At 35.6% G+C, this 21,301-nt stretch carries 39 protein-coding genes; all 39 read right to left on the bottom strand.

Translation table 11 applies throughout. The features are described from left to right. Positions 1-430 precede the first annotated feature (430 nt). The gene (locus IFU39_RS00190) at positions 431-652 is read right to left on the bottom strand and encodes a hypothetical protein (RefSeq protein ID WP_192130851.1); all 222 of its coding nucleotides are present in this window, start codon (positions 650-652) and stop codon (positions 431-433) included. Between the two features lie 35 nt (positions 653-687). Then, a complete protein-coding gene (locus tag IFU39_RS00185) occupies positions 688-2,139 on the bottom strand; it encodes a DHH family phosphoesterase (RefSeq protein WP_192130849.1) in 1,452 nt (483 codons plus the stop codon). Positions 2,140-2,352: 213 nt separating this feature from the next. After that, positions 2,353-2,481, bottom strand: a complete 129-nt coding sequence (locus IFU39_RS33155; protein ID WP_274599244.1) for a hypothetical protein — start codon at positions 2,479-2,481, stop codon at positions 2,353-2,355. Positions 2,482-2,575: 94 nt separating this feature from the next. Next, on the bottom strand, positions 2,576-2,755 hold the full coding sequence (locus IFU39_RS00180) for a hypothetical protein (RefSeq protein WP_192130847.1): 180 nt from the start codon (positions 2,753-2,755) through the stop codon (positions 2,576-2,578). 14 nt (positions 2,756-2,769) lie between these two features. Further along, positions 2,770-3,561: a hypothetical protein gene (locus tag IFU39_RS00175; protein WP_192130845.1), complete on the bottom strand. Its 792-nt coding sequence runs from the start codon at positions 3,559-3,561 to the stop codon at positions 2,770-2,772. A gap of 123 nt (positions 3,562-3,684) precedes the next feature. Then, complete coding sequence (locus tag IFU39_RS00170; protein ID WP_192130843.1) at positions 3,685-3,870, bottom strand: hypothetical protein; 186 nt, start codon at positions 3,868-3,870, stop codon at positions 3,685-3,687. Positions 3,871-3,892: 22 nt separating this feature from the next. After that, positions 3,893-4,174 carry a hypothetical protein gene (locus IFU39_RS00165; protein ID WP_192130841.1) on the bottom strand — a complete coding sequence of 94 codons (282 nt, stop codon included), beginning with the start codon at positions 4,172-4,174 and terminating at the stop codon, positions 3,893-3,895. Continuing rightward, positions 4,167-4,382, bottom strand: coding sequence for a hypothetical protein (locus IFU39_RS00160; protein ID WP_206759536.1), 216 nt, complete (start codon positions 4,380-4,382; stop codon positions 4,167-4,169). Before IFU39_RS00160 ends, IFU39_RS00165 begins: the two co-directional genes overlap by 8 nt. 96 nt (positions 4,383-4,478) lie before the next feature. Beyond that, the gene (locus tag IFU39_RS00155; protein WP_192130837.1) at positions 4,479-4,868 is read right to left on the bottom strand and encodes a hypothetical protein; all 390 of its coding nucleotides are present in this window, start codon (positions 4,866-4,868) and stop codon (positions 4,479-4,481) included. A 26-nt stretch (positions 4,869-4,894) separates the two neighbouring features. After that, positions 4,895-6,940, bottom strand: a complete 2,046-nt coding sequence (locus tag IFU39_RS00150) for a hypothetical protein (RefSeq protein ID WP_192130835.1) — start codon at positions 6,938-6,940, stop codon at positions 4,895-4,897. Between the two features lie 90 nt (positions 6,941-7,030). Then, positions 7,031-7,198 carry a hypothetical protein gene (locus tag IFU39_RS00145; protein ID WP_192130833.1) on the bottom strand — a complete coding sequence of 56 codons (168 nt, stop codon included), beginning with the start codon at positions 7,196-7,198 and terminating at the stop codon, positions 7,031-7,033. Positions 7,199-7,231: 33 nt separating this feature from the next. Further along, positions 7,232-7,450: a hypothetical protein gene (locus IFU39_RS00140; protein ID WP_192130831.1), complete on the bottom strand. Its 219-nt coding sequence runs from the start codon at positions 7,448-7,450 to the stop codon at positions 7,232-7,234. Between the two features lie 16 nt (positions 7,451-7,466). Further along, positions 7,467-7,859, bottom strand: a complete 393-nt coding sequence (locus tag IFU39_RS00135; protein WP_192130829.1) for a hypothetical protein — start codon at positions 7,857-7,859, stop codon at positions 7,467-7,469. A 4-nt stretch (positions 7,860-7,863) separates the two neighbouring features. After that, entirely contained in the window at positions 7,864-8,115 is a 252-nt protein-coding gene (locus IFU39_RS00130) for a hypothetical protein (RefSeq protein WP_192130827.1), read from the bottom strand. Further along, entirely contained in the window at positions 8,099-8,563 is a 465-nt protein-coding gene (locus tag IFU39_RS00125) for a hypothetical protein (protein ID WP_192130825.1), read from the bottom strand. The genes IFU39_RS00130 and IFU39_RS00125 overlap by 17 nt, the downstream gene beginning before the upstream one ends. A 55-nt stretch (positions 8,564-8,618) precedes the next feature. Further along, positions 8,619-8,867 (bottom strand): hypothetical protein, encoded by a 249-nt coding sequence (locus IFU39_RS00120; RefSeq protein WP_192130823.1) that lies wholly within the window; start codon positions 8,865-8,867, stop codon positions 8,619-8,621. 104 nt (positions 8,868-8,971) lie between these two features. Further along, a complete protein-coding gene (locus IFU39_RS00115; protein ID WP_192130821.1) occupies positions 8,972-9,127 on the bottom strand; it encodes a hypothetical protein in 156 nt (51 codons plus the stop codon). Between the two features lie 22 nt (positions 9,128-9,149). After that, the gene (locus IFU39_RS00110; protein ID WP_192130819.1) at positions 9,150-10,217 is read right to left on the bottom strand and encodes a DNA primase; all 1,068 of its coding nucleotides are present in this window, start codon (positions 10,215-10,217) and stop codon (positions 9,150-9,152) included. A gap of 14 nt (positions 10,218-10,231) precedes the next feature. Then, complete coding sequence (locus IFU39_RS33360; RefSeq protein ID WP_192130817.1) at positions 10,232-11,731, bottom strand: DnaB-like helicase C-terminal domain-containing protein; 1,500 nt, start codon at positions 11,729-11,731, stop codon at positions 10,232-10,234. Between the two features lie 10 nt (positions 11,732-11,741). Beyond that, positions 11,742-12,386, bottom strand: coding sequence for a hypothetical protein (locus IFU39_RS00100; RefSeq protein ID WP_192130815.1), 645 nt, complete (start codon positions 12,384-12,386; stop codon positions 11,742-11,744). A 4-nt stretch (positions 12,387-12,390) separates the two neighbouring features. Beyond that, positions 12,391-13,203 carry an ATP-dependent DNA ligase gene (locus IFU39_RS00095; RefSeq protein ID WP_192130813.1) on the bottom strand — a complete coding sequence of 271 codons (813 nt, stop codon included), beginning with the start codon at positions 13,201-13,203 and terminating at the stop codon, positions 12,391-12,393. A gap of 214 nt (positions 13,204-13,417) precedes the next feature. Then, positions 13,418-13,639 carry a DUF1653 domain-containing protein gene (locus IFU39_RS00090; RefSeq protein WP_192130811.1) on the bottom strand — a complete coding sequence of 74 codons (222 nt, stop codon included), beginning with the start codon at positions 13,637-13,639 and terminating at the stop codon, positions 13,418-13,420. Positions 13,640-14,342: 703 nt separating this feature from the next. After that, positions 14,343-14,618 carry a helix-turn-helix domain-containing protein gene (locus IFU39_RS00085; RefSeq protein ID WP_192130809.1) on the bottom strand — a complete coding sequence of 92 codons (276 nt, stop codon included), beginning with the start codon at positions 14,616-14,618 and terminating at the stop codon, positions 14,343-14,345. Between the two features lie 51 nt (positions 14,619-14,669). Next, the gene (locus IFU39_RS00080; protein WP_192130807.1) at positions 14,670-14,840 is read right to left on the bottom strand and encodes a hypothetical protein; all 171 of its coding nucleotides are present in this window, start codon (positions 14,838-14,840) and stop codon (positions 14,670-14,672) included. A gap of 24 nt (positions 14,841-14,864) precedes the next feature. Then, complete coding sequence (locus IFU39_RS00075) at positions 14,865-15,146, bottom strand: hypothetical protein (RefSeq protein ID WP_192130805.1); 282 nt, start codon at positions 15,144-15,146, stop codon at positions 14,865-14,867. A 33-nt stretch (positions 15,147-15,179) separates the two neighbouring features. Then, a complete protein-coding gene (locus IFU39_RS00070) occupies positions 15,180-15,368 on the bottom strand; it encodes a hypothetical protein (RefSeq protein ID WP_192130804.1) in 189 nt (62 codons plus the stop codon). A 31-nt stretch (positions 15,369-15,399) separates the two neighbouring features. After that, positions 15,400-15,576, bottom strand: a complete 177-nt coding sequence (locus IFU39_RS00065; protein ID WP_192130802.1) for a hypothetical protein — start codon at positions 15,574-15,576, stop codon at positions 15,400-15,402. A gap of 15 nt (positions 15,577-15,591) precedes the next feature. Then, positions 15,592-16,323, bottom strand: coding sequence for a DNA polymerase beta superfamily protein (locus tag IFU39_RS00060; protein ID WP_192130800.1), 732 nt, complete (start codon positions 16,321-16,323; stop codon positions 15,592-15,594). After that, complete coding sequence (locus tag IFU39_RS00055; protein WP_192130798.1) at positions 16,304-16,885, bottom strand: hypothetical protein; 582 nt, start codon at positions 16,883-16,885, stop codon at positions 16,304-16,306. Before IFU39_RS00055 ends, IFU39_RS00060 begins: the two co-directional genes overlap by 20 nt. Positions 16,886-16,918: 33 nt before the next feature. Further along, the gene (locus IFU39_RS00050; RefSeq protein WP_192130796.1) at positions 16,919-17,170 is read right to left on the bottom strand and encodes a helix-turn-helix domain-containing protein; all 252 of its coding nucleotides are present in this window, start codon (positions 17,168-17,170) and stop codon (positions 16,919-16,921) included. 41 nt (positions 17,171-17,211) lie between these two features. Beyond that, positions 17,212-17,724, bottom strand: coding sequence for a hypothetical protein (locus IFU39_RS00045; protein WP_192130794.1), 513 nt, complete (start codon positions 17,722-17,724; stop codon positions 17,212-17,214). Between the two features lie 310 nt (positions 17,725-18,034). After that, the gene (locus IFU39_RS00040; protein ID WP_192130792.1) at positions 18,035-18,505 is read right to left on the bottom strand and encodes a hypothetical protein; all 471 of its coding nucleotides are present in this window, start codon (positions 18,503-18,505) and stop codon (positions 18,035-18,037) included. 40 nt (positions 18,506-18,545) lie between these two features. After that, positions 18,546-18,881 carry a hypothetical protein gene (locus IFU39_RS00035; protein WP_206759535.1) on the bottom strand — a complete coding sequence of 112 codons (336 nt, stop codon included), beginning with the start codon at positions 18,879-18,881 and terminating at the stop codon, positions 18,546-18,548. A gap of 193 nt (positions 18,882-19,074) precedes the next feature. After that, complete coding sequence (locus IFU39_RS00030) at positions 19,075-19,305, bottom strand: hypothetical protein (protein WP_192130788.1); 231 nt, start codon at positions 19,303-19,305, stop codon at positions 19,075-19,077. Between the two features lie 33 nt (positions 19,306-19,338). Next, positions 19,339-19,620 carry a hypothetical protein gene (locus tag IFU39_RS00025; RefSeq protein WP_192130786.1) on the bottom strand — a complete coding sequence of 94 codons (282 nt, stop codon included), beginning with the start codon at positions 19,618-19,620 and terminating at the stop codon, positions 19,339-19,341. Positions 19,621-19,658: 38 nt separating this feature from the next. Continuing rightward, positions 19,659-19,811: a hypothetical protein gene (locus IFU39_RS00020; protein WP_192130784.1), complete on the bottom strand. Its 153-nt coding sequence runs from the start codon at positions 19,809-19,811 to the stop codon at positions 19,659-19,661. Between the two features lie 170 nt (positions 19,812-19,981). Continuing rightward, a complete protein-coding gene (locus tag IFU39_RS00015) occupies positions 19,982-20,344 on the bottom strand; it encodes a hypothetical protein (protein ID WP_192130782.1) in 363 nt (120 codons plus the stop codon). Then, the gene (locus IFU39_RS00010) at positions 20,344-20,694 is read right to left on the bottom strand and encodes a YolD-like family protein (RefSeq protein WP_192130780.1); all 351 of its coding nucleotides are present in this window, start codon (positions 20,692-20,694) and stop codon (positions 20,344-20,346) included. Before IFU39_RS00010 ends, IFU39_RS00015 begins: the two co-directional genes overlap by 1 nt. Next, on the bottom strand, positions 20,691-21,301 hold a 611-nt coding region (locus IFU39_RS00005; protein WP_446740330.1), incomplete at its 5' end, for a DinB/UmuC family translesion DNA polymerase. The genes IFU39_RS00010 and IFU39_RS00005, both read right to left, overlap by 4 nt.

Below are 21,301 nucleotides of genomic sequence, written 5' to 3'. Positions count from 1 at the left end.
TTAATCTATCCCTCAAATCATAAAACTTGTTCATCCTGTCATACTCTTTATGTCTCTCAATAAATCTGACTATGTATTCTGGTCTCTCATTTACTGCTGGCCTACTAAATACAACTTTACCAAAAATAAATTCTTGTGCTTCATTGTCCAATTGATCACCTATCTATGTATTAAAATGTCATACACCCTTTACGGTATCTCTTACCCTTATACTTGAATCGAGCAATAAATGTACGAATTAGAATCAACCCTTCGTTTACTCGTTCGATCACGATAACGCCTTTTTCTGTCATCCATCTCAACTTACCTTGAACATTTGGAATGGAGGATATCATCTTAATAAGATATCCCACTCCAACATTACTTTGCTCACAGCGTAGCTTTGCATGTTCCGAGACCTTAATTCTTACTTTTTGATTGCTCATATGTATTACCGTTTATTAGATTTGCGTTGAGCACGTTGCTTCTTAAACTTCGTCAACACAGATCCTTCCTTCCGACCATTTTCTGCTGGCTTAACACATTGGAACGTGAAGCCTTTTTTAGCTGCTAGTTGTTTTGCTGCATTAACTGCTCCCAGATAATCTGTTGGCAAGTTATCGATTACCACGTTTTGATTATTGTTAGTAGTAGCGATTCCGTAAAATTTCATATGTATATTTCTCCATTCGTATATGTATTATTTTATTATTTAATTAATTCTCTATAATCTTCAATCAACAATTGACATGTCTTAGTAACTTTAAATTTAGGCTTATATTCAGTCCAAATGTTCATATTGAGTGAACCTATTGCCTCTATATCTGTGAATACCGGAACCTTGTTGTAATACTCAATATCGACTTTGAACTTCATTAGCTGTATCTTTCCGCAATCTATCTTTACGGTGTTATTTGATTTACCTAAAGGTTTTCTATCTGAGATGAATAGATCTTTGATTAAAAATGTTCCCGGCTTAAAACCATTACCTGAATACCGATAAAACTCTGTAATATGATTGATGAATCTCTCATCGATTTCATCGACACTAAATTCTAAGTCATAGTACAGTGTGTCATCTGGAGCGAAACTACTTAACCGATTATTGAGCTCATCCTTCAGTTCTTGTAAATTCTCTTTTTTTACACTCAGTCCTCCAGCACCGGGATGTCCACCTGTATGTTCAATAGTTTTACAGTTTTCTAGTAGATCAAGCATAGAGAAATCTTCTAATCCGCGAAAGCTTCCTGCATATGTATCTTCATCGTCTCCATTGCCTAATACGATTGCTGGTCTATTAAAATTCTTAGACAATTCTTGTCCTACAAGGCCATTCATTCCTTTCCCTATAGACGGGTCACAAATGATCACCACCTTATCATCATCTCTAATACTTCCCTTATGTCGCTCAAGGGCATCAGCTTGTACGGTTTTTCTATATTCATTTAACTTAATTAACTCTTTAACATACTTCTTCAAACTGGTTGTTTCTTTGTCGCACATTAAAAAATCAATTGCTAATTTAATGTTGTCAACCCTTGTTGCCGCAGTAATAGCAGGACTCGCCCCGTACAAAAAGTCAGTTGCTGTTAGATTTTTTATGTCTTTGTTCATGCCTTTGAAGAGTTGCTTTAATCCTTCATGTTTCAATCCTTTTAGTGACAACTTGGCATAATATCTATTTTCCATTTCCATCATTGACATCATATCTGCCATCAATGAGAATCCCGGCAAATCACTTAATTCATAAGAATATGATGTTTTCATGAGATCATCTAGTACCTGACACAACTTAAAGGTTAAAAGCCCTCCACATGCGTTTTTGTTTGGATATTCACAATCAAACTGTTGCGGATTGACGATGACAGCATAAGGATTTTCGTTGGTAATTGTATGATGGTCAACAACTAGACAGTCGATTCCTTTTAAATTCAAATGTCTCATTGACTCCACATCATTGGATGAACTATCCAATGCAATGAACAGTTTTGTTTCTTCTGGGATACTTTGTATCAACTTACCGATCATGTGACCTTCTGATCTTTCGTTACACACATAGCACAACTTGTCTGTAAATTTGCTTAAAAATTTGTAGAGAATAACAAGAGAAGATACTCCATCCATGTCTGGATCACCTGAAATTGTGATTGGTTCATTCATATCCAATGCTTTTTTGATTCTCTGTCCAACCAATTCAATGTTTTTTAGTAGATATGGACTGTGTACCACATTTGATAGTGGATTAAGAAACTCATCGATATTCTCAATCCCGTTAATCTTAGCTAATTTTGAATATGTATTGTCATATGACTCAAATGGAATCTTTGGTTGCTTTTGTTTCCATGCTATGGCAAAATCACTCCTTTATCAGAATTATTGAATAACTATTTTGAATTTTTCAGGCAATGCAATATTCTCACTATTATTAATCCAATTCTTTGTTAACCACTTGTCTACCAATCCTGTCTGTTTGTTGATGATTTTGATATTTACTCTTTTCAAATCAATCCACTCCTCAGAAATTAGTTAGGTAGTATTTCAAAACCCTTGTGTTTACTGGCTTTTCCAAGTCACAATTCTAGGTAAAAGAGCAGTTTCATTTAAACTTTTTATTGATGTATTTGAAAGCAATCATCCACAATAGGAATGTGGTTGCGCCATACATTGCCGTCAATTCAAAAGCGTGTGAGGGATATGATTCAAGCACGGGTTTAGCAAGGCGATTCATTGCAATCAATCCAGCAAAAAGAGCATAACTAGCGATAATATTTTTCATATGTATGTTCTCCTTTAATAAAGTTTATAGTTTTCTGTTTCATGTCTGTATCCATATTTCTTAAATACATCCGATATAACATCTGCCGCTTGTAACCTTAACTCCAACAATTCGATTCCTGTCCCACACTCTATGTGATTATCTTTTCTTTTCTTGAGCTCTTCTATTTGTCGTTCGTATTTCTTAATTTTCTTATCCATTCCTTCATTAACCTGTTTCATTCTGAAGGTGTAGATGAGTGTATCTTTCGCACATAGATACAACTTTCTTGAAATACCTTTATCCTTCTGCATGTAATACTGAACAATCCATTTGTATGTAGCCTCTTTTGCTTTTTTCATATCTGTAAGTTTAGTGTTTACTTCGCTTGTTTCATTATTAAGTCGAGTTAACGTGTTGTCGAAGTCATCTTGTAGTTGCTTGGTTGTACGATAATTTCGTTGACCATAAAACTTTTCATACGGATCAAAATGTGCAAGTTGGACATCGTCCATCATTACGCAATACAGTGAGGATGATGAGGTAGTTTTGACACTTACATTCTGATCATCCATCTCTTCTTTGAAAAACTTATCTAACAGTGTTCCTATGTATTCCGTAAGCTCTTGTGAGTCCATCTTCCTTTGTCCTTCTTCGTAAACACTCATGATTTTGAATAGTGGATCTTTTCTGCTGATAGCTTCAGAAGCTTTATCAAAAAACAATTGCGGGTAATCGGCAGCCTGTTCAAGCAATACTCTTTGTTTACGAAGCTTGTCTTGTTCAACGTCTATTCGTACTAGAAAGTCTTTAAGGATCTTAGCCATACATCACCAACTTCCTCTGAAAGTATATTTTCTTTTAGATTTCAATTACACCAGCATTTGAAATGTGAAGTACTCTGATATATGTACCCTCACTATTTTGGCGGGTATTCCTATAGAGCTATTTTAGTTAAAAAACTCTTTCAATTCTCTGATGCCATCTTGAAGGTTGCGTAGATTGTCATAAACGTCATCTTCAATTAGTTCCTTGTCGGGAAGATTTTCAAACACTTCATTCCAACTGATAATTTGCAACTCATGCAATGCCTTACCCATCTCTGTAATAGTTTCTTTTGCTTCTCGAATGTTCATATGTATTTCTCCTTTTAATTTGTTATAGTACTTCAGGAACCAAAGTGTAAAATGTATCGAAATTATCTATCTTGGCATAGTCAACAAATCCATCTGGGAAAAGAAGTTTATATCTTGGAACAGTGTGAGATCTGGTTGACACATCAATATTAACTACACCTGAAATTGTTGGACTTCCTCCATGTGTACGATGCAACTCCTTCAATGACCAAAGCGCATTGTTAACCTCGTAACCATATTTCTCAGCAATATCTGACCCCATTAATGGCTCTCTGGGAACTGCTCTAACAATACCTTCATTCATCCTTGTTACTCCCCTTTTTAAGTTGTCTTATTTCTACTTTCTCAATATAAAATTCTTCCCTGCAACTATCATTCTGAATTTCTTCAATTTTAACCACGTTCTCTTTAAGTGCTTGTGCATATGATAACGCTTTGTTGATGTTGTCTGTACCCAGCATAATACTTTGTGTTGATCCCTTATGAAGGTAACTAGCTTTAAACTGTTTCACTTGCACTCTTCTTTCTCTAAGAAACTCTTCTTTTACAGGAACGGGGTAACAAGCAAAGTCACTTTATTCACTTGTCACTCCCATCTCCCCGAATGATTATTTATCTAATTGACCAAGCATTGCTTGTAGCTCTTCAACGGACTTGTTCTCCAATTCTTGATTTTGTTTGGTGAACAAGATTTCTTGGATCTTCTGTTTTTGTTCTTTTTGAGCTTTTGCCTTAAATTGCGCTTCTTTCTCTGCAAGTTTAGTTGAAACAATATGCTTTACTAGTTCAATTTTTACATCAAGCTCTTTATCCTCTTTTGTTTTAGAATTCAATAGGCTTTCTTCTTTTACTTGTTTCAGTTGAGAATTAAGTGTTTTGAAAATTGAATCTAAGTTTTCAACACTCAAATCCCACAGATCCTCTGTGCTCATCAAGCCTTTAAACTGGAATCGAATCTTAGTTTTTGTTGCAATTTCAAAAATGTTTTCTGTTGTCATAGTTAATCTCTCCTTAATATTGGTTATTAAAATTTCACTTTAAGAATTCTCTCAGTTTGTCCCTTTACTTTAACCAGTAGATCATTTCGTCTAGTCGAACTGAATCCAATCCCCGACAACTGATCATCCACAGATTTAATAGATAGTTTACTTCCTAGTGCCTCAAGAACTCTTCTGTGCTGCATCAATTCCTCTACCAAGAATTCATTATAAAATCCAGATGGTGATTCTGTATTGGTACAGTCCTTTAGGAAAAACATATAATGCTTATGCCCAATTCCTTGTTGTTGATTCCAGTAGTTAGGCGAATATGAGACAACACTTACTGGAACAAATTGATTAGTCTTTACTCCCCATACATCCTTAGATGATGCACTTGAAGGCAATTTTTCCTTAAGAGTAAACCCTTTGTCTCGACTAAAATTCACTTCTGCTACTTCAACTTTCTCACCATTTCTCAATTCTTGGCTGTAGTCGAAGGAATAAATTTGTCCATCAAATTCAATCTCTGCTTTGAAACCTGTCTTCCCTCCGCGATGTGAAAAGTTATGAACTAAGAATTTATATGTTCCTTCTTGCATTCTGTCTTTGTTTGTCCAAGTAATATTCTCAACTGCTGGAATTCCCCTATGCGGATTAATAATATCCACATCTAGTTGGCCCGTAGTGTATCTGTTAGTCTTTGAGCCGTAGTAAAGTAGATTCCCATCAGGCTCATAACAGTGAGCGTCTAGATCGTTTTCATCATAGTGTCCATCATTCCATTGAATAGAAAATCTGAGTACGCCTTCTACATTGCCACCTGCTGATTTTACTCGTTCCTTCATTGCGCTATCAGCAATATTGCCAGAATAGGCCCAACTAAAAGCATTGTCCCATTTAAACATTGACTCTGCGCTGCTGTCTTCGGGAGCAATAAGTGACACCATATTTCCAGAATGCTTATTTTCCAGAAACACTTCCATCTCCCTAGCTGTGGGAAGGATATGCTCGATAAAACTATCAATGGAAATTTCCTCGACTCGTGAAAAGCTCTTGGGATTAGTACCAATATCTTTTGACATCTTATCGAAAACATTGGCAGCACCCTGAATGCGATTCGCTGAGTCTTTGTTAGAGAAAAGGATGTTGTTCACTGTAATATCATCTAAAGTTGCGTGTCTGCGACCCAATGAATTTAAGTACCCAAGCTGTTCAATGGTTTTGCGAGCATCATCAAGCATTCTTTGAGTGAAAATTGGCTTGCTCCGCTTGTAGTTTTGAGGTGCTACAATCACTTCATATTTCTTTACAGCCGTGTCCAAATCCAAGCCTTCACTAACATTGATAAGTAGAGTGCCAATACTGTGGTTCCTGATGCGCCCGATTGCACCACCAACTTTAACGGATTGTTCCCATACATAGTTATTTTTTTCCTGAATGGAGCTTAGTAAGTCATATGCATTTTTGTGCTTTAGGAATTCAGTTAGTACTCCTTTCCACTCTTCGCCCTTATACAAGGAATTCTGAGAAATGAGGTCTAAAACTGTAAGTAAACTGTCTGCACTGATTTCTTCAAGTGATCGTTTAAATACATTGCGTGTATCTCTGTATACTCCTTTTGTTTCTGCTTCTGATTTACTGCTTTGGTCAAAGAATCCTTCTGGCAACTCCATGTATAGGTGATCCCATTCAATGATCTTTGTATTTGTTTTTTCAAAATTCTTATCTGTGCCGATTTTCTTAAACTTGGTTACATATACATCAGAAACATCATGAGACCTAATGAAGGTTGAAAGTGCGTTAAGTACTGGTTGGAACTTTGTTTCGTTGGTCTCAAAATCCCAAATAGTAGTGACCTGATTGTCTTTAATAAACACTGCGTTTCCAATATTTTTGATAAACTGTCTACAGCAACTACAATCGTATTCTCTTCGTTCACGGAAAATCTCATTTGTTCCTTTTGGGAAACTGTCAAGATATAGATTCCAGAGTTCGTCTTTGTCCACATCCACCTCAAACAATTTGGTGGCATCTTGAGACAGTTTGTTGAAATTTTGCTGAAGCAGCACCTTTAGCTCTTTGGTTTGCATATATGTAAAACTCCTTTTGTAAGTTTTTAATTTCTATGTAACTATTTGTTTTGTTTATGAAATTCAAATTTCAAATAGAATCTATGTAAGTTAGATCACTGTAATTTCTACGATGTTTGCAATGTCTAAATAGTGAGGTAAGTCTCTCAATTCCAACGTCCATCTAATAGCATCCCTTTTATCATCTGTATTCTTCCAATCCCTACTGAAAGTTCTATCCTTAGAGTCTTTGATTGTTACAGTGATTTCGTCCTTCATATTTTCCCCCTCCTTACTGCTCCTCTTTAAGCTTTATTCTTCTACCTCGTATCCATTGACTAGAATCTTCGCAAATTCCAAAGGTGGGATATGATTAAGTGTTGAAAACTCATCATTAAAGGTATTTCGGATTTTCTTGCCATTGCCAGAGAAACTTTGGCAGTGACCGATAAGATTGAATTGTTTAGACCATTCATCCCATTGTAGTTTATTGAGTGCAACAGCTACCTCAGAACTAACTTTTACCTTCATATACTCGCTCCTTGTATCAATCATATAAGACAAATGCTTCGGAAAGGTCGTGGTTTAACTCACGCCAGTCTGTGTATGTTTTATGATTTCCATCTTCAAATGTAATCTTAATTCTCTTGTCTGGAACATATTCTAAAGTAAGTCCGTACTCCTCAATAATCTCTCTACACTCTTTTTCATCCTTGGTAGTTTCATTCTGATCAATGATCTCATACTTCTTTCTTTTTCTTTTTTCGAGTGTCCCCAAAATAGCCATTGCCATGGACAGTCCATCTTCATACCCCTTGGCCCCATAGAACCTTGGTGTTCCAAAGGGTTCATTCTTGAGAATTGCCTTTGCTTCATCCATCTCTTTAAAAACTAAGTCTGCCCAGTCATCCAATAATCTATCGTAATCTAGGTTTTTCACATACTCACCTCTTAGGGCCATATTCCACAATGTTAAACTCTCTCTTCACTTTCTCTGTCATGGACTCTCGCTTACTATTACTCAGTTCAAACCAATCACGGTTATATGACAACTTTGCCTCATCGTGTGCTTCCTTGGTGACTACTCCATTAGCAGCTCCTTTGGATGTGTAAACGAGTTTCCTGCCTTGTGTTTCATATGGCTGACCATTTCGATAAATCACATATACCGTTTCATCCTTAATTTGTAACGACATCTTTTGGTCTCCATTCTGGGTGAGTTTGATAAAATCGCTCAACGATGTCCACTAAAGCCTCTTTCAGTCCTAAACGTCTCATACTCTCAATCTTTTGAACATCGTCATATGCACTACAGAAGTACTCCCAGTTGTAATACAAATCAATTTCAAAATATGTTCCTCTATCTGGTTTTTCTGTTTGTTTACAATCATAAAACTGCTCAAGAATTTTAATCACATCTTCTTGATCCATTCCGTATGATTGTTCAATATCAGACACTTCAAATTGTATGTATGCTACTAGTGTATTGAATACATTTACTGAATATGGAGCTTCTACCCAGTATTCTCTGGGTTCATTATTGTGAGTGTGAGTGTGAGTCAGGCAATAAATATTAATCTTCTTCTGCGTCAGATTCTTTTTCTTAGTGACCAGTTGCACAATTTCTTCTCTCGTCTTGCTCATGCAATCATCATCTCCCATTGTTTATGAAATCCAACTTTCATATATGGTTATTTTATTATTTAACGATTTTGAAAAATTCCTTTTTGCAGCAAATCCAGAATGAAAAGTTTTCCCTTCCGTTGTCATCTACTATGTATGTTTCACTATCGACGCTTGCGTTATTTGCATATTTCTTAACTTTCATCTCGTAAAGCTTTTCAATGGTTACAGGCATTTCCCTAAGCTTGGCTAAAATTTTGACATGTGTTGCCTCCTCGCTGGAGTCTAGTTTCATAAAATCAGATTCGCTTATCTCAACATACATTTAACCATCCCTTTCGATCTGATAATTTCATTATAATCTTTTGTGTAATTATGTCAAGTGTTATTTTATTATTTAATGTTTAATGAAAACTATATTTTATCTGATTATTGCTCCATAAGAATGTCCATCATCTTATCAATAACATCATCACTTAAGCCATTTACATCTTTCCAATCATCAAAAAGCACTTTTAAAGGTGGACACTCCAGATCCCACCAAGATAGAAAACTCAATTCTTCAAGCTGCTTTACGGTAAACATTGAACACCCCTTATAATTAATTTCATTTGGAATATGTGCAAATACAATCATTTAAGAACGTATTGAATTGTTCTTTACCCTCATCAACAGGTGACATCTTGTCTGCAAATATATCTTTATTGTCATACACATAGTAGACTCGTCTACCCTTAATCTGCCTCAATTGATTTAAAACAAACTCTTCATCCTTACCTTTATCCCACATAAACACTAAATCAATATCAATTCCTAAATCTTTGAGAAGTTTAACCTGAACAGGAGACAGTCTATCTCCCTCAATGGATACAGAGTTTTTAATTCCCCATCCCCATAAGGTCATTGCTGTTTTCGCACCCTCAACAATGTACACTTTCTTCTTATCTTGAATATGAGCTCTAGATCTGTGTAAATTAAATAGTTCAATAGCTTTACTACAAGGGTAAATATACGAATATTTTTTATGGGCAAGTAATTCTTTATCTAGACCGACATATCTACCTTTAACGCCTATTAATTTCCCCATTGAGTTATGAATAGGTATACTCACTCTGTTCGTGGGTAAATGGTATCCAATACCAAACTCTCTTTGGGTATGAACATCTATTCCTTCACCAATCCAATCGTACCATCCATCTAAAATGAATTCATTTAAAACTCTGTCGTCTAGAACTGGATTGCTTGTCACTTCATAGATTTTAGGACGTTGCTTTTGTATATCCCTAAGCCACCAATTCCAATCGGTCTTCGGTTTTTCGTTAGGAAAGTTTGTTTCAGTGTGTTCATAACCTAGAGCGTTACATATGTAAGTTTTAATTTGATACAGTTTAGACCTGACTTCATCAAAGTTTTTACATTCATATAAGACAAATCCAACTAGAGCGTATATGTCTCCACTTATACCTTCTCCGACCAGTTCTGTATGAAGTGTCTCATTCAGGTAGATCTGTGCTCCCCGTGGATTTTTCGAACCCGGCAGTCTAGCTGTGACTAGATCGTCTCCGCTGCGCCCTGATTTAATCTTTATATCTAAACAGCCCAACTCGTCTAATAGCTGCCCAATTGTGCCTTCATCATATATTCGTTCTTTTAATAGTTTGAGTGAGTCAGACACACAACCTCCCCCTGTTAGTAGTTATGATCATCGTAAACCGTTGTGAATCCAACTTCATACCATGTATTGATTCCAAAGTAAGGTTTTAACACCAATACCTTTTGCCCAGTTTTGTTATCTGCTCCACGTCTATTCTTTCCATAGAATAGCAAGTAATATTGATGTCCCTTATCTCGTTTAAGAGGTTTATCTATGTAAGTTTGAGTAAAATCATCCCACTGATCTACTAATAACTCATGTTTACCACCTTCGTATTCATCATCCCACATAAACCTGCCCAAAATTAACACAGATGCTTCGTTCTTAATCTTCTTGGCATCTCCAAGTGCATATTCGTTCAGAAATCTCATTTTTAGTGCTGTATCTGCAAGTTGGACGTTGATCCACACGGCTAGGTTCAAACCGCCACCATTAGGACGTGCAAGTTTATATATCTCCTTCATGTCTTCCACAAAGCGTTCCCACCGAGCCATGCTTGCATCGCCTTCAGATGGCTTACCTGTATCTATGATGATCCGCTTAAGTCCTCTAGCTGCATAGTGTTTAACAAGTTTTTTCACATCGTCCATGATGTAATTTTCCATGAAGACAAAAGTAATTAACTTTTCATCCCCATCACACAGATCTTTTACCCATTTTACGGCCTTACGAAGTCTTTCTTTTTCATCATCACTAAATCCACCTTCATTTAGTTTTTGCCTATCCACATACTCCTTTGTTCCAACACCCATTGCTGTAACAATTAACGCCTTTTTAAACTCAGAGATCGACTGCTCATTTGCTATAACTAAAAGTTTTTCTTTGTGCTGAATACATGACATGATAACTTTGTTTACAGTAAGACTCGTCTTACCGCTACCACCGAAACCGCCGTACATGTAAACGTGACCATAATCCCATCCAGTAGTAATTTTAGTCATTCTCTTGCTCTCATAGAATGGCAATCCAACTGTAGGATTCTCATCCCAGTCTGCAATTTCTTCGTCTAAACCTTCTAGTAAGAAATGCTCATCATATTTGTTGTCACCGTCAATCCCTAGTTGAAGTATCTTGTCGTTCCAATATGTATGCAATTGCTCTTTAGTCATCTTTTTGTAGTTGTACTTACCTTCATCAGTAATGACTCTTTCTCCAAAGTATTCAATCAGTTTATTGATAAGATTGTACTTTTTCACTTCACCATAGTAAGCATCTAAATTATCTTCTTTGTCTCTTACCTCCGAAGATAGTTCATTTATGGTTTCAAATCCACCATATTTTTCATATGTCGTAGAAGTGTTTGTTTCAGCAACTACTTGTGAGACCGATATGTCGTCAAAGACCTTGATTCCTTTTTCAGAAAGCTTTCTTCCCAATGTGAAAAAGAATCCGTAGGCTGTGTTCATAAATGATTTATAGTTCAACTTTTCTTCTGAATAAAAATTATAATTATCAGGATTTCTCCAGAACAACCCAGTTAAGTACCCTTCGGCTGCAACGATTTCTCTACTTAATTTTTCTTTGATGCTTGACACTTAATCCCCCCTATAAGAAATCTGAAATATCATTACTGTTTGTCTTTTTAGGAGTGTAAGATATCTCTTCAATAATCGTAACTTCTTTGTTTAGCTTTTGCTCTTGAACTTGTCTTTCTCTATTTCTACGTCTAACAAATGCTTCGTTTAATTTACCAATCATTATGCTTATACAGTAATTTATTGATTTAACATCATTTGAACCGTCTAGTTTGTTCTTTAAGCTATTTTTAATCGTAAGTTCTGATAGGGCATAGGCATCTAACATAAGTGAGAAATCTGGGCCAGTTCTCCACTTTCTAATTCTTTCTCCATTTTTAGTTTCGAATCCAGCCCTCAAATCTTTAAGCCTAGTAATATTTGATTTCGGGATTACAGTTAAATCATGAAGTTTTTCTATGTATTTGCATAATACATCCCAATTTTCATTTTCAATTTTGGTTTCTTCTACTTTCTTTTGAAACAAAGTAGCACATTTCTTATGAACTTTATTTTTCTTACTGTATGTTTCACCCTTCTTGCGTATTTTTTTACCATCAGAATCAAATTTATCTTTTGCATATTTATGTTGTGTTTCCACTATAGTCATACTATCATCTAACATTGAGAATTCATTGCAATATCTGCACTTAACTGGTCTAGCCAGTTTAATCACCTCCTTAGAATACAAAACTTTCGAACTCAGGTAATCTTAGTAAGTTGTTTTTGGTGTGTCCTCTATGCTTGACTACACACTTAATGACAGGATCGATATAGACAGTATCCTCGGTTTCTCTTTTCTTGAGTTGCTGAAACACTCTATATCCCGCTTTTCTCTCGTTTGTACCGACAGCTAAACTCATTATTCCTACTATTCGCTTACCATCAGACAAAAGCCACCCGAATTCATTTTTCTTGTATCCAGCAATGTAGTATTCGCCTATCTCATACGCAATCACCTTCAACCATGTATTTGATCGCTTATCGATCTCATATTTAGAAGTAGCTTCCTTCAGAACAACACCTTCAAGTTTTTGCTGCTTGGCGAGATTGAAGTACTCAATTCCGTTTCCTCTTATATATATCGATTTAGCATAGTAATCATTGTCTACGAATGCATTGGACAGTATTTCTTTACGTTCTATAAGAGGTTTTGAAATCACACTTTTACCTTCAAAGTTGATTATATCGAAAGCACAGAATGTAACCCTATGCTTACTCTTCTTTGACATGAACCGTTCCATGACAAATTCAAAGTTCGGCTTACCATCTGAATCAGTAACGATCAGTTCTCCATCAAGCGTTGTTCCTTTTTGAATTGGTATGTTTTCAACCAAATCAGGAAACTTGGCAGTAACATCATTGTTATGTCTTGTGTAGACTTTTACCTTATCCCTGTAATCGATGATAAGGCGTATGCCATCGAGCTTAAGCTCTGTTAAGTGCAAATCACTATCGAATGGCAAGTTATTTGGTGCTTTGTATAGTAACATTGGAGAAGTAAACATATTAATCACCCATTTAAGTATATCAAACGGGATTATGCAGTTTCATCGGTAATATATGTATTGTTTTATATACTACACTTACTCAATTTTCTCCATAACTTCTGAATCCTTATTTTCTTTATCTTTATTATTATAGTGTTTTAATATATCGTCTACTGTTTTAAACTCTACTTCCACTTACAATCAATCCTATCCGCATTTATTCATTTTCTTCCCATTCATTTATTTCTACAAATCGCTTTGTTCCTTCATCAGTGTGTCCAAAGAACATATCTACGGGTCTTGCCCATACTTGATTGCTCTCATCTTTGTAAACAACTAGGCCCTCTAGCTTCTCAGTGTGGGTTGCAAAACACACAAACTGATAAGTTCCACCTTTATAATGCTTAAATCTTTGACCTTTAGCTACATCATAAATCACTTACTCCTCACCTCCCTTATACTCATTCATTCTCCGTATATCTCTCATTTCCTAATCCAATATTCTGATGAAACTGTACTTTTACCTAGATTTTCTTTTAGATCTCTTACCAAATACTTTCTCAGCACACTTCATGCTGCACAGTGGTGGTTCAAGTGGTAGCCCCATACATCCACAAGGGTATTCAATTCCATAATAGTTCCCCATGCAGCAGTATTCAGGCTTGAACCCGTATACGTTCTTTTTCTGACATACATAGCACCGTTCAACTTGCTTATTCCTTAGTAAACCTTTACGTTTCAATCTAATTGCATTATTGCTTGGTTTGATGAACTCTTTCATCATGACCATCTTACGATTTTTATCATGTTGCCAACCATATTTTCCAGTGCCACTACAGTCTGGACAGTCATATCCTGTATCCCAAGTGCTTGCTCGTTCAATCCCACCACCGTTACACCATTTGCAGTCTGGAAGGATTGAGAGGAGATAATCTTCTGACTCCTTGAAAAGTTCCCACTGTGTATGCCAGTACTTCTTTAATTCTTTTTTTGTTTTGCGCGATATCAATTGGATATCCGCATTATTACGTTCATAGTAGTTCTGGTGTCTATCTATGTATAAGGTATTGTTGATAAATATCCCTCCTTTAAATTTATAATATCATATGTATATTTATTGTTCAAGTATTATTTTATTATTATTAAATGATCTCTAATTCCATATCCATTGCCAACGCTAACTTAATCAAAACTTCGATGCTAGGAACACTATCGTCCTCAGTTAAATCAACAATACTTCTCTCACTAACTTGAGCTTTCAGAGCAAGATCTGCATTACTGATTCCCGCCTCTTCCTGCTTTCCTAGTATAGCTACGGTTAGTTTGGCAGACAGTGAGATCATCTTTTTTCTAACTTCCGAAGTATAGTTTAGCGATTTTTTAATCTCGGCCCATCCTTTGTGATTGTTAATTTTCATTCTTCATCCTCATTTCTATATGATATCAACCTTTTATGTACTTCTCTCTGCTTAAGTTGACTCTCGTCTAGCTTTATTAAATTTTTCTCTAAATCGATCTAATACCCAGTCTTTTTCGTAATGGTTTGTATCTGCCACATCATCACAAATTTGAAAAACCTCTTCAATCAGTTCATCAATTCGTCTCATCGCTTGTTTGTACAATTCTCTTTCATCTGACAAAAACTTTCCCTCCTTTCTACTGGTCTACCACCTATAAGCCACCGTCATTTCATGACCTAAGCTCATCAGTTCATTACTTATGTGTAATGCAAATTCTTCTGCTATTTTACCAGACATACCATAAGATCCACTTAACCATAGGACATTATCATCTTTAAGTGTTATATCGACCATTGTTGCCCATCCCCATGGTTGCTTAGTGTTACCTAATGGAAACGAAAGATTTGCAGGTAAATTGCTAACCAAAGTATCAACCTGCTCTTCCGATATCTTTTTATTTGATATTAAATCGATGCTCCAACCCATCTAAAATTCCTCCTTCTCTGTGAAAGTAAACTTTCATTCAGAATTTCTTAACTTTACAAATAGTGATTCAATTTTGTCAACAAGTGAATAGTGACCCTCAATATCCTCTTCGCCACTCTCATTGAAAGTTAACACTCCACCAGATTCCATTTTATCTTTATAAATAAAATACACTATTTCTGCCGCCTCTTTATCTTGTTTACTTAAATAAATTTGTGGCATTATACTTCGCCTCATTTCCTAATTGCAATTTTTAAAATCTTCTAGAATCCCTCTCATCAACAATCAACTCTGAAACACTAATCAAATCAATACTTTTACACATTTGTTCCCTTGTTAAAGGCTTAACCTGATTATCTTTCTCGCTGTTTTCCTTGAACCTATCTCGTACTTTATTTTTATAGACTTTGAAGTGATCCAAGTTGCCCATCTATGCTCCCCCCTTCTAAATTGTTTTCAGATGATTTTTAACCAACGTACGCAATAACTCTTTTAACTGATGATCTGTTTCTTTATCAAAAGGAACATCATAGTACTTCTGTTCTAAATCAAGAGCAACTTCTTCATTAAACTTAGCCATCTCTCTGAATTCGTCAAGAGAATACTTACCATGTTTAATATCCATCATGCTTTCTCTACCTATGCCACAGTATGTAATCGCACTCTTGAAATCTTTAAAGTCAGAAACATAAAATTTGGCTAGGAATGACAGAAAGTGTAGCGACATCATGGCTTTCTTCGTATTATATCCGTACCTATCAATCAAAACTTTCTGTGACTCAGAATTAGGAGTAGTAAGGTCTTTCATTTGCCCTCTATACATACCGAAGCTACTATTGAAAAGGCTTCTTAAATTGATCGTACTTATTTTATCCCTCATTGCAAGAAGTTGCTCAATTTCAGGATATCTATATGTATCAACCTCAACTGAATAAAGCAATTCTAGAAAAGTTAAATTCGAATTGGTTAGCAGCTTTTCTAATTTTCTCACATCATGAATTTCAATATCCTCTACTTCTGAAGTCTGAAAATTCTTATATAGCGATCCTGTGTACAGATCATTGAAATTCGGTAACACAAAGAATTTAACATCTCTATCAGAAGTGTCATCATTCAAGTTTCTATTGATACTTCCCGATACGGCTTTAAATACGGCCTCACGATTGTGTATTTTCATCTATTTGCTCACCCCTTTCTACTAAGAAAGAATTTATTTGAATATTCGCTTCTGCCCTTTTCCACTTTACCCTCATAGTTGGCCGATATATTAAATTGCTTATTAAACGCTTTACGCCTCTTTTAGCTCCATCTAGTGATCTGTACCAAAGATGTAAATGTCCATATTTACTACTATAGTGCGGATCGATCTGAGACAGTGTTATTGCTCTGTATTTTAAAGTCTTCTTTGGATTATTGAAATAGTCACCTATATATTCTCCCGGAATAAGATCAACGTTGATTACGTACTCAGTTGATTGTTTTTCAATCCCATCTTCTAGCCATGAATACAAATTCTTTGTTATCGCACACACAAAAATACACTCAACCCAAGTCGGTTCTTTATTGATCCATTGTAATCTCTCACCCATTATATCTGCTTTCCATTTACTGTAGCTATGATCAGCGTCAAGTACAGGCTTGGATTGCTCTTCATCTCTCAGGTATATTGCTGCTTGTTCATTAATATATTGGATTTCTTCGTCGGTAAGTATGATATCTATATCTATATGTTTGTTCATACTTCACCTCCAGATTCATGTAAAAGAAAGATTTTATTTCGATTCATCATAAATTAAAATACCTTCTGTGAGTTGCTCTACACTTGTTCCTAGGACATGAGCGATTTGTATTAATCGATCAATACTGGCTTTTATCTCTGCTTTCTCGTACCTGTGGACTGTTTTCTTCGTAACTCCCAGTTCTTCGGCTAAAGACTGTAAAGTGTGATTCTTTGCCTTTCGAGCCTCTTCAATGTTCCTACCAACCAGCATATAGAATCGCTGCGAATCAAAGCTGTTTGCCATACATGACCCACCCTCTGTATCTCAATGAAAGGAAAATTTGATTAAGAATTCATTAACCACTCGAATTGTGGCCTTAAATATTCTCTATAATTAAACCTATCGAAAAACATCAATTGCTCATGAGGAAGAAGTTCATTGCTAACCATATGCTTTATAAGATATGTCTTGTATCGCGCTTTGAAATCATCAAATTCTAATCCTGACCAAATCGCGGCAATTCTTAAGAACCTGCTAATACTCTTTTTATCATCGAATGGCAAGCCAATATACACCACGCGAGTTCTGTCTCTACGAATATAATAACAATTAAGATATGGATCAAACTGCTTAAACAGTTTACTGCTTTGAGTCTGTTTTCTCATAAAATTATATGTACCTAGGTTGTACAGGTTGGGCAATTCGAAATCGAATACCTCTGATCCGATTCTCTGTATTGCCCTTGAGATTGGTGTTAGATTTGTTCCATAGTCATTCGCTTTAAGCGCCAATTCTTCTCCAAATGCACAGTTAGATAATAAAAACAGTGCATAGGAACATTCTTGTATATTTTTCATTGGTTGTCCTCTTTATAATTCTTGGGTTTAACATTCGCAAAATATATTATCAGGATCAAATAAAATCCTGAGTATGAGTATGCAAGTCCAGCCCCTTCTTTCCATGGGCTCATTTCATAAATAACAAACAGTGGACACAAAAATAGTGGAAACATCAGCCCAACTACAATAGCTCTAATGATATTACTGTCCCTGTCTAAACGCAGTAGTCTATCTAATGTTACTACTGATACTATAAATAGCAATATTAGGAACCATGTCATACTTATTCACCCCACTTTCCGTAAAATGTACGTTTCATGAGCCTTGTTCAATCCTTTTCTTTGGGCGGTGTAGAGTTGGGAAGGTATCCTAAAAATGAACTGCTTATATCTAAATCAATTTCATCCTCTCCAAATCCAAGTTCAAGTCTTACCATGTTTCTTAGTTCCCTAATAATGTCAAAGGTGGCATCCCCTTTAAAACCCCATGCTAGTTTGAACTTATCTAGAACCTCTTTATTTTCCACCACCACAGCCAAGTTGTTATAACACTCTCTTACCTCTTTCATTGAAAACGGGGTCTTTTCTGTTTGATTATTTTCAGATTTGTGTGATAGTATTGCATCCGTAAGATTCAATGCATCGAGTAAAGCCTTGCGCTTCATCTCTAATCTCATCTTATTTCCTTCCAATTTCTTATTCCATATGAAGGTTAGTATCCCACCAACAACTAGAGCTAGCGCTGCTATGAAGGCTGCTATAACTCGTTTATCTAAAAGTTTTGTTACTAAAGTATCCATATTCTAAACTCCTCATAAAATATTTGTTTGATTAAAACATTTACTTATCATCCCATTGAATTAAATCTTTTGGAATCAAATAAATATCTCCATTTGTTGTTTCACATAATGAATATCCATTTTCATAATCATAGATAACTGTTAGCTTAATGTAACTTGGAAGGGTTTCATATTTACTTTTTAAAAATCCGTGCCTGTTTACGCATTTATCTAGTTCAAGATATTTTCCAGTCTTCAAAAGGCTATCACGATAATCCATGAAAGGATCAAACAATTCAGTTGCCTCTTCCAATCCTAGTTTCGGCTCCAACTTAAAATAAAGTGTGTTTTCAAGTTCATAAAACTTCATGATCATATCGAATGTTTCTTTGTTCAATCCCATCATTCCCCTTCTCTAAGAAAGTCATATTTTATTTAGACCCTGCTTTAATATAGATTGTTCCCATGTAATCAGAATATCTGCTATCCATGCAGTTTAAATCACAGAAGTATTCTGTTAAGTAATGACTATAAGGAACCTCTTTATTTGCATTGATTTTCTGTTCACAAAACCCACATTTCATTAAGATTTAAATCTTAATTCTTTCAATCGCTTCCAAACTAGCCTTCAATTCCTTTAGCCACTCTTCTTTTATTCCTCTTCCCATCTCCACTAACGCTTTTCTATTTTTACAAAAATAATAGTACTGATTGTAACGATAAGGCTCGTCTGTGATATTGAGATTTGCATTCTGAAAAACCTTCTTCAAACCTTTAACTTCAATAATTGATTTTTCTTTGTCATGATAGAGTTGGTACAAATTTATTTCTCCTTTCTAAGTAAAAGATTCGTTTTACTGTCTCATTTCATATACATAGACCCAGATTGGATAGTCGCGTCCAAGTCCATGAATACTAATTCTACTTCTATTTAAGATATTGTCATTGTAAAGCGTTGACAACATCTTACCAAGTTCCTTACATCCATTTGCTCCGAATGGTTGAATTACATGATTAGGATTAAATTCATTTATGTATGCATCTACAAATTCAACATCCAAGATGTTAACTGGGCCATTTTTATTAATGTAATCCTTAATCCATTCTTCTTTAACAATCGTTTCTTTCTTTTTCAAATTATCACCTCTTTATGAAACTACTCTTTTACTTAAACTTATCTGTACCTTGAATCACAGAAGGCTTGGTGGATAGCAATTGGTTCCTCTTTGTTGTAGTCCTTGATTTCTTCAGATTCTTTACCTAGGATTATGGGTCTTGTAATAACAGCGTCTCCCACTACTTTTTTTAATACTTTGATGTCATTCATTTTTAATTTTCCCCTTTCTCCGTGAAAGACTAATTTTACAATCTCTTACCATTATAATCCTTTGACTATCCTGTTGAAAACCATATCCTATGTACAAAAGAATGAATCTATATTTTATTTATAATGTTATTTTATTATTTTTACTCTTAAAAGTCAAGGAACAATTCACTTCACATTTCAGTTAAATCTATCCTCATGTAGTCGGCTAACATCACCAATACATCTGTTCTAACCCTACTCATTAGTGGGCTCATCTTATGTTGATAGCCCCGAATTGAATAGGAGATAGTCAAATTTTCTTTGGTTCTTTTCTGTTCGATTATTTTAATGTCTCTATTTCTCAATTGTTTCTTCAATTCATATATGTCAGCGGTTACCCTGTCTTGAAGGGCACTTAAATAGAACTTCAGCTCTTTTTTTAATATAACGCTGCTCTCATCGATTCTCTTCTTGTCCTCCTCTATTACATCTAACAATAGAGGCATCTCAGCATATTTTTTCACTAGTTCCAACTCTTCAGCACTTTGCTTCATTATTCTAACCCTCCTCCTGATAATCGCACCGCAACTAAACTTTTTATGTCAATCCATTCGTGTCCATCTTCCCATTCTACTCTAATCTTCTTTCCTAACTCATTAACCTTCGAGACAATCCCACTCACAACCCGTTTGGAATTTAGCTCAAACACCTCAAAATTCGCTTCTTCAGTATATCTGTATGATATGCCTATGTTCTGGTATATTGCTTCCCATTCGTCCTCGTGTAGCAAAGGTTTAATCTCATCATTATCTCTGGAACGATGTTCAATGATTCTTTCTTTATGTTGTGGCAGCATCATACGACTTGATTCCCAAAGCCCATTTGCCTCAAGTTTTTTACTCATTTATAATGCCCTCCAATTTTATTTGATCTGTCTATGGCCTGACCAGCAGATGTAATTGAACTTGCCCGTAATATTGCAATATCACCAAAGCGATCCTTGATGTCATCCATTACTTTGTCCACTGCTCTCTTCTGTTCCTGATCTTCGAACAATGACAGTTGATAAGTCTCAGCATTAGAAAGATTGGATAATGATATCCCAACTCGTCTCACGGGTTGACCGTCCCAATGTTGTCGAAATATCTGTTTAGCTGTTTTACACACATCTACAGTAATATTAGTGGGATCTTGCAATTTAACCTGTCTACTGAATCCAGTTGGACGATCAAAGTCAGCACCGGATAGGCTCATAGTGACTACACTACCCATCAATCCCTTTTTCCGAGCACGTCTGCAAACTTCAGTACAAATATCTTGGATGACTACGTCAATTTCCCACTGTTCTGTATAGTCTCTAGGTAGCGTCATCCCGTTTCCAATATCCTTTTGCACACTATGGGTATTAATTGTTACTGGAGAGTCATCCAGTCCATTTGCTACCCTCCAAATAACCTCTCCGTTTACGCCCCATTTGCTTCTTAGTTTTGATAGGGGTGTATTTGCAAGCT

Origin of the sequence: Paenibacillus sp. CFBP 13594, assembly GCF_014842675.1 — a bacterium.
GTDB lineage: Bacteria > Bacillota > Bacilli > Paenibacillales > Paenibacillaceae > Paenibacillus > Paenibacillus amylolyticus_B.
This window is presented reverse-complemented; position numbering and strand designations above follow the sequence as displayed.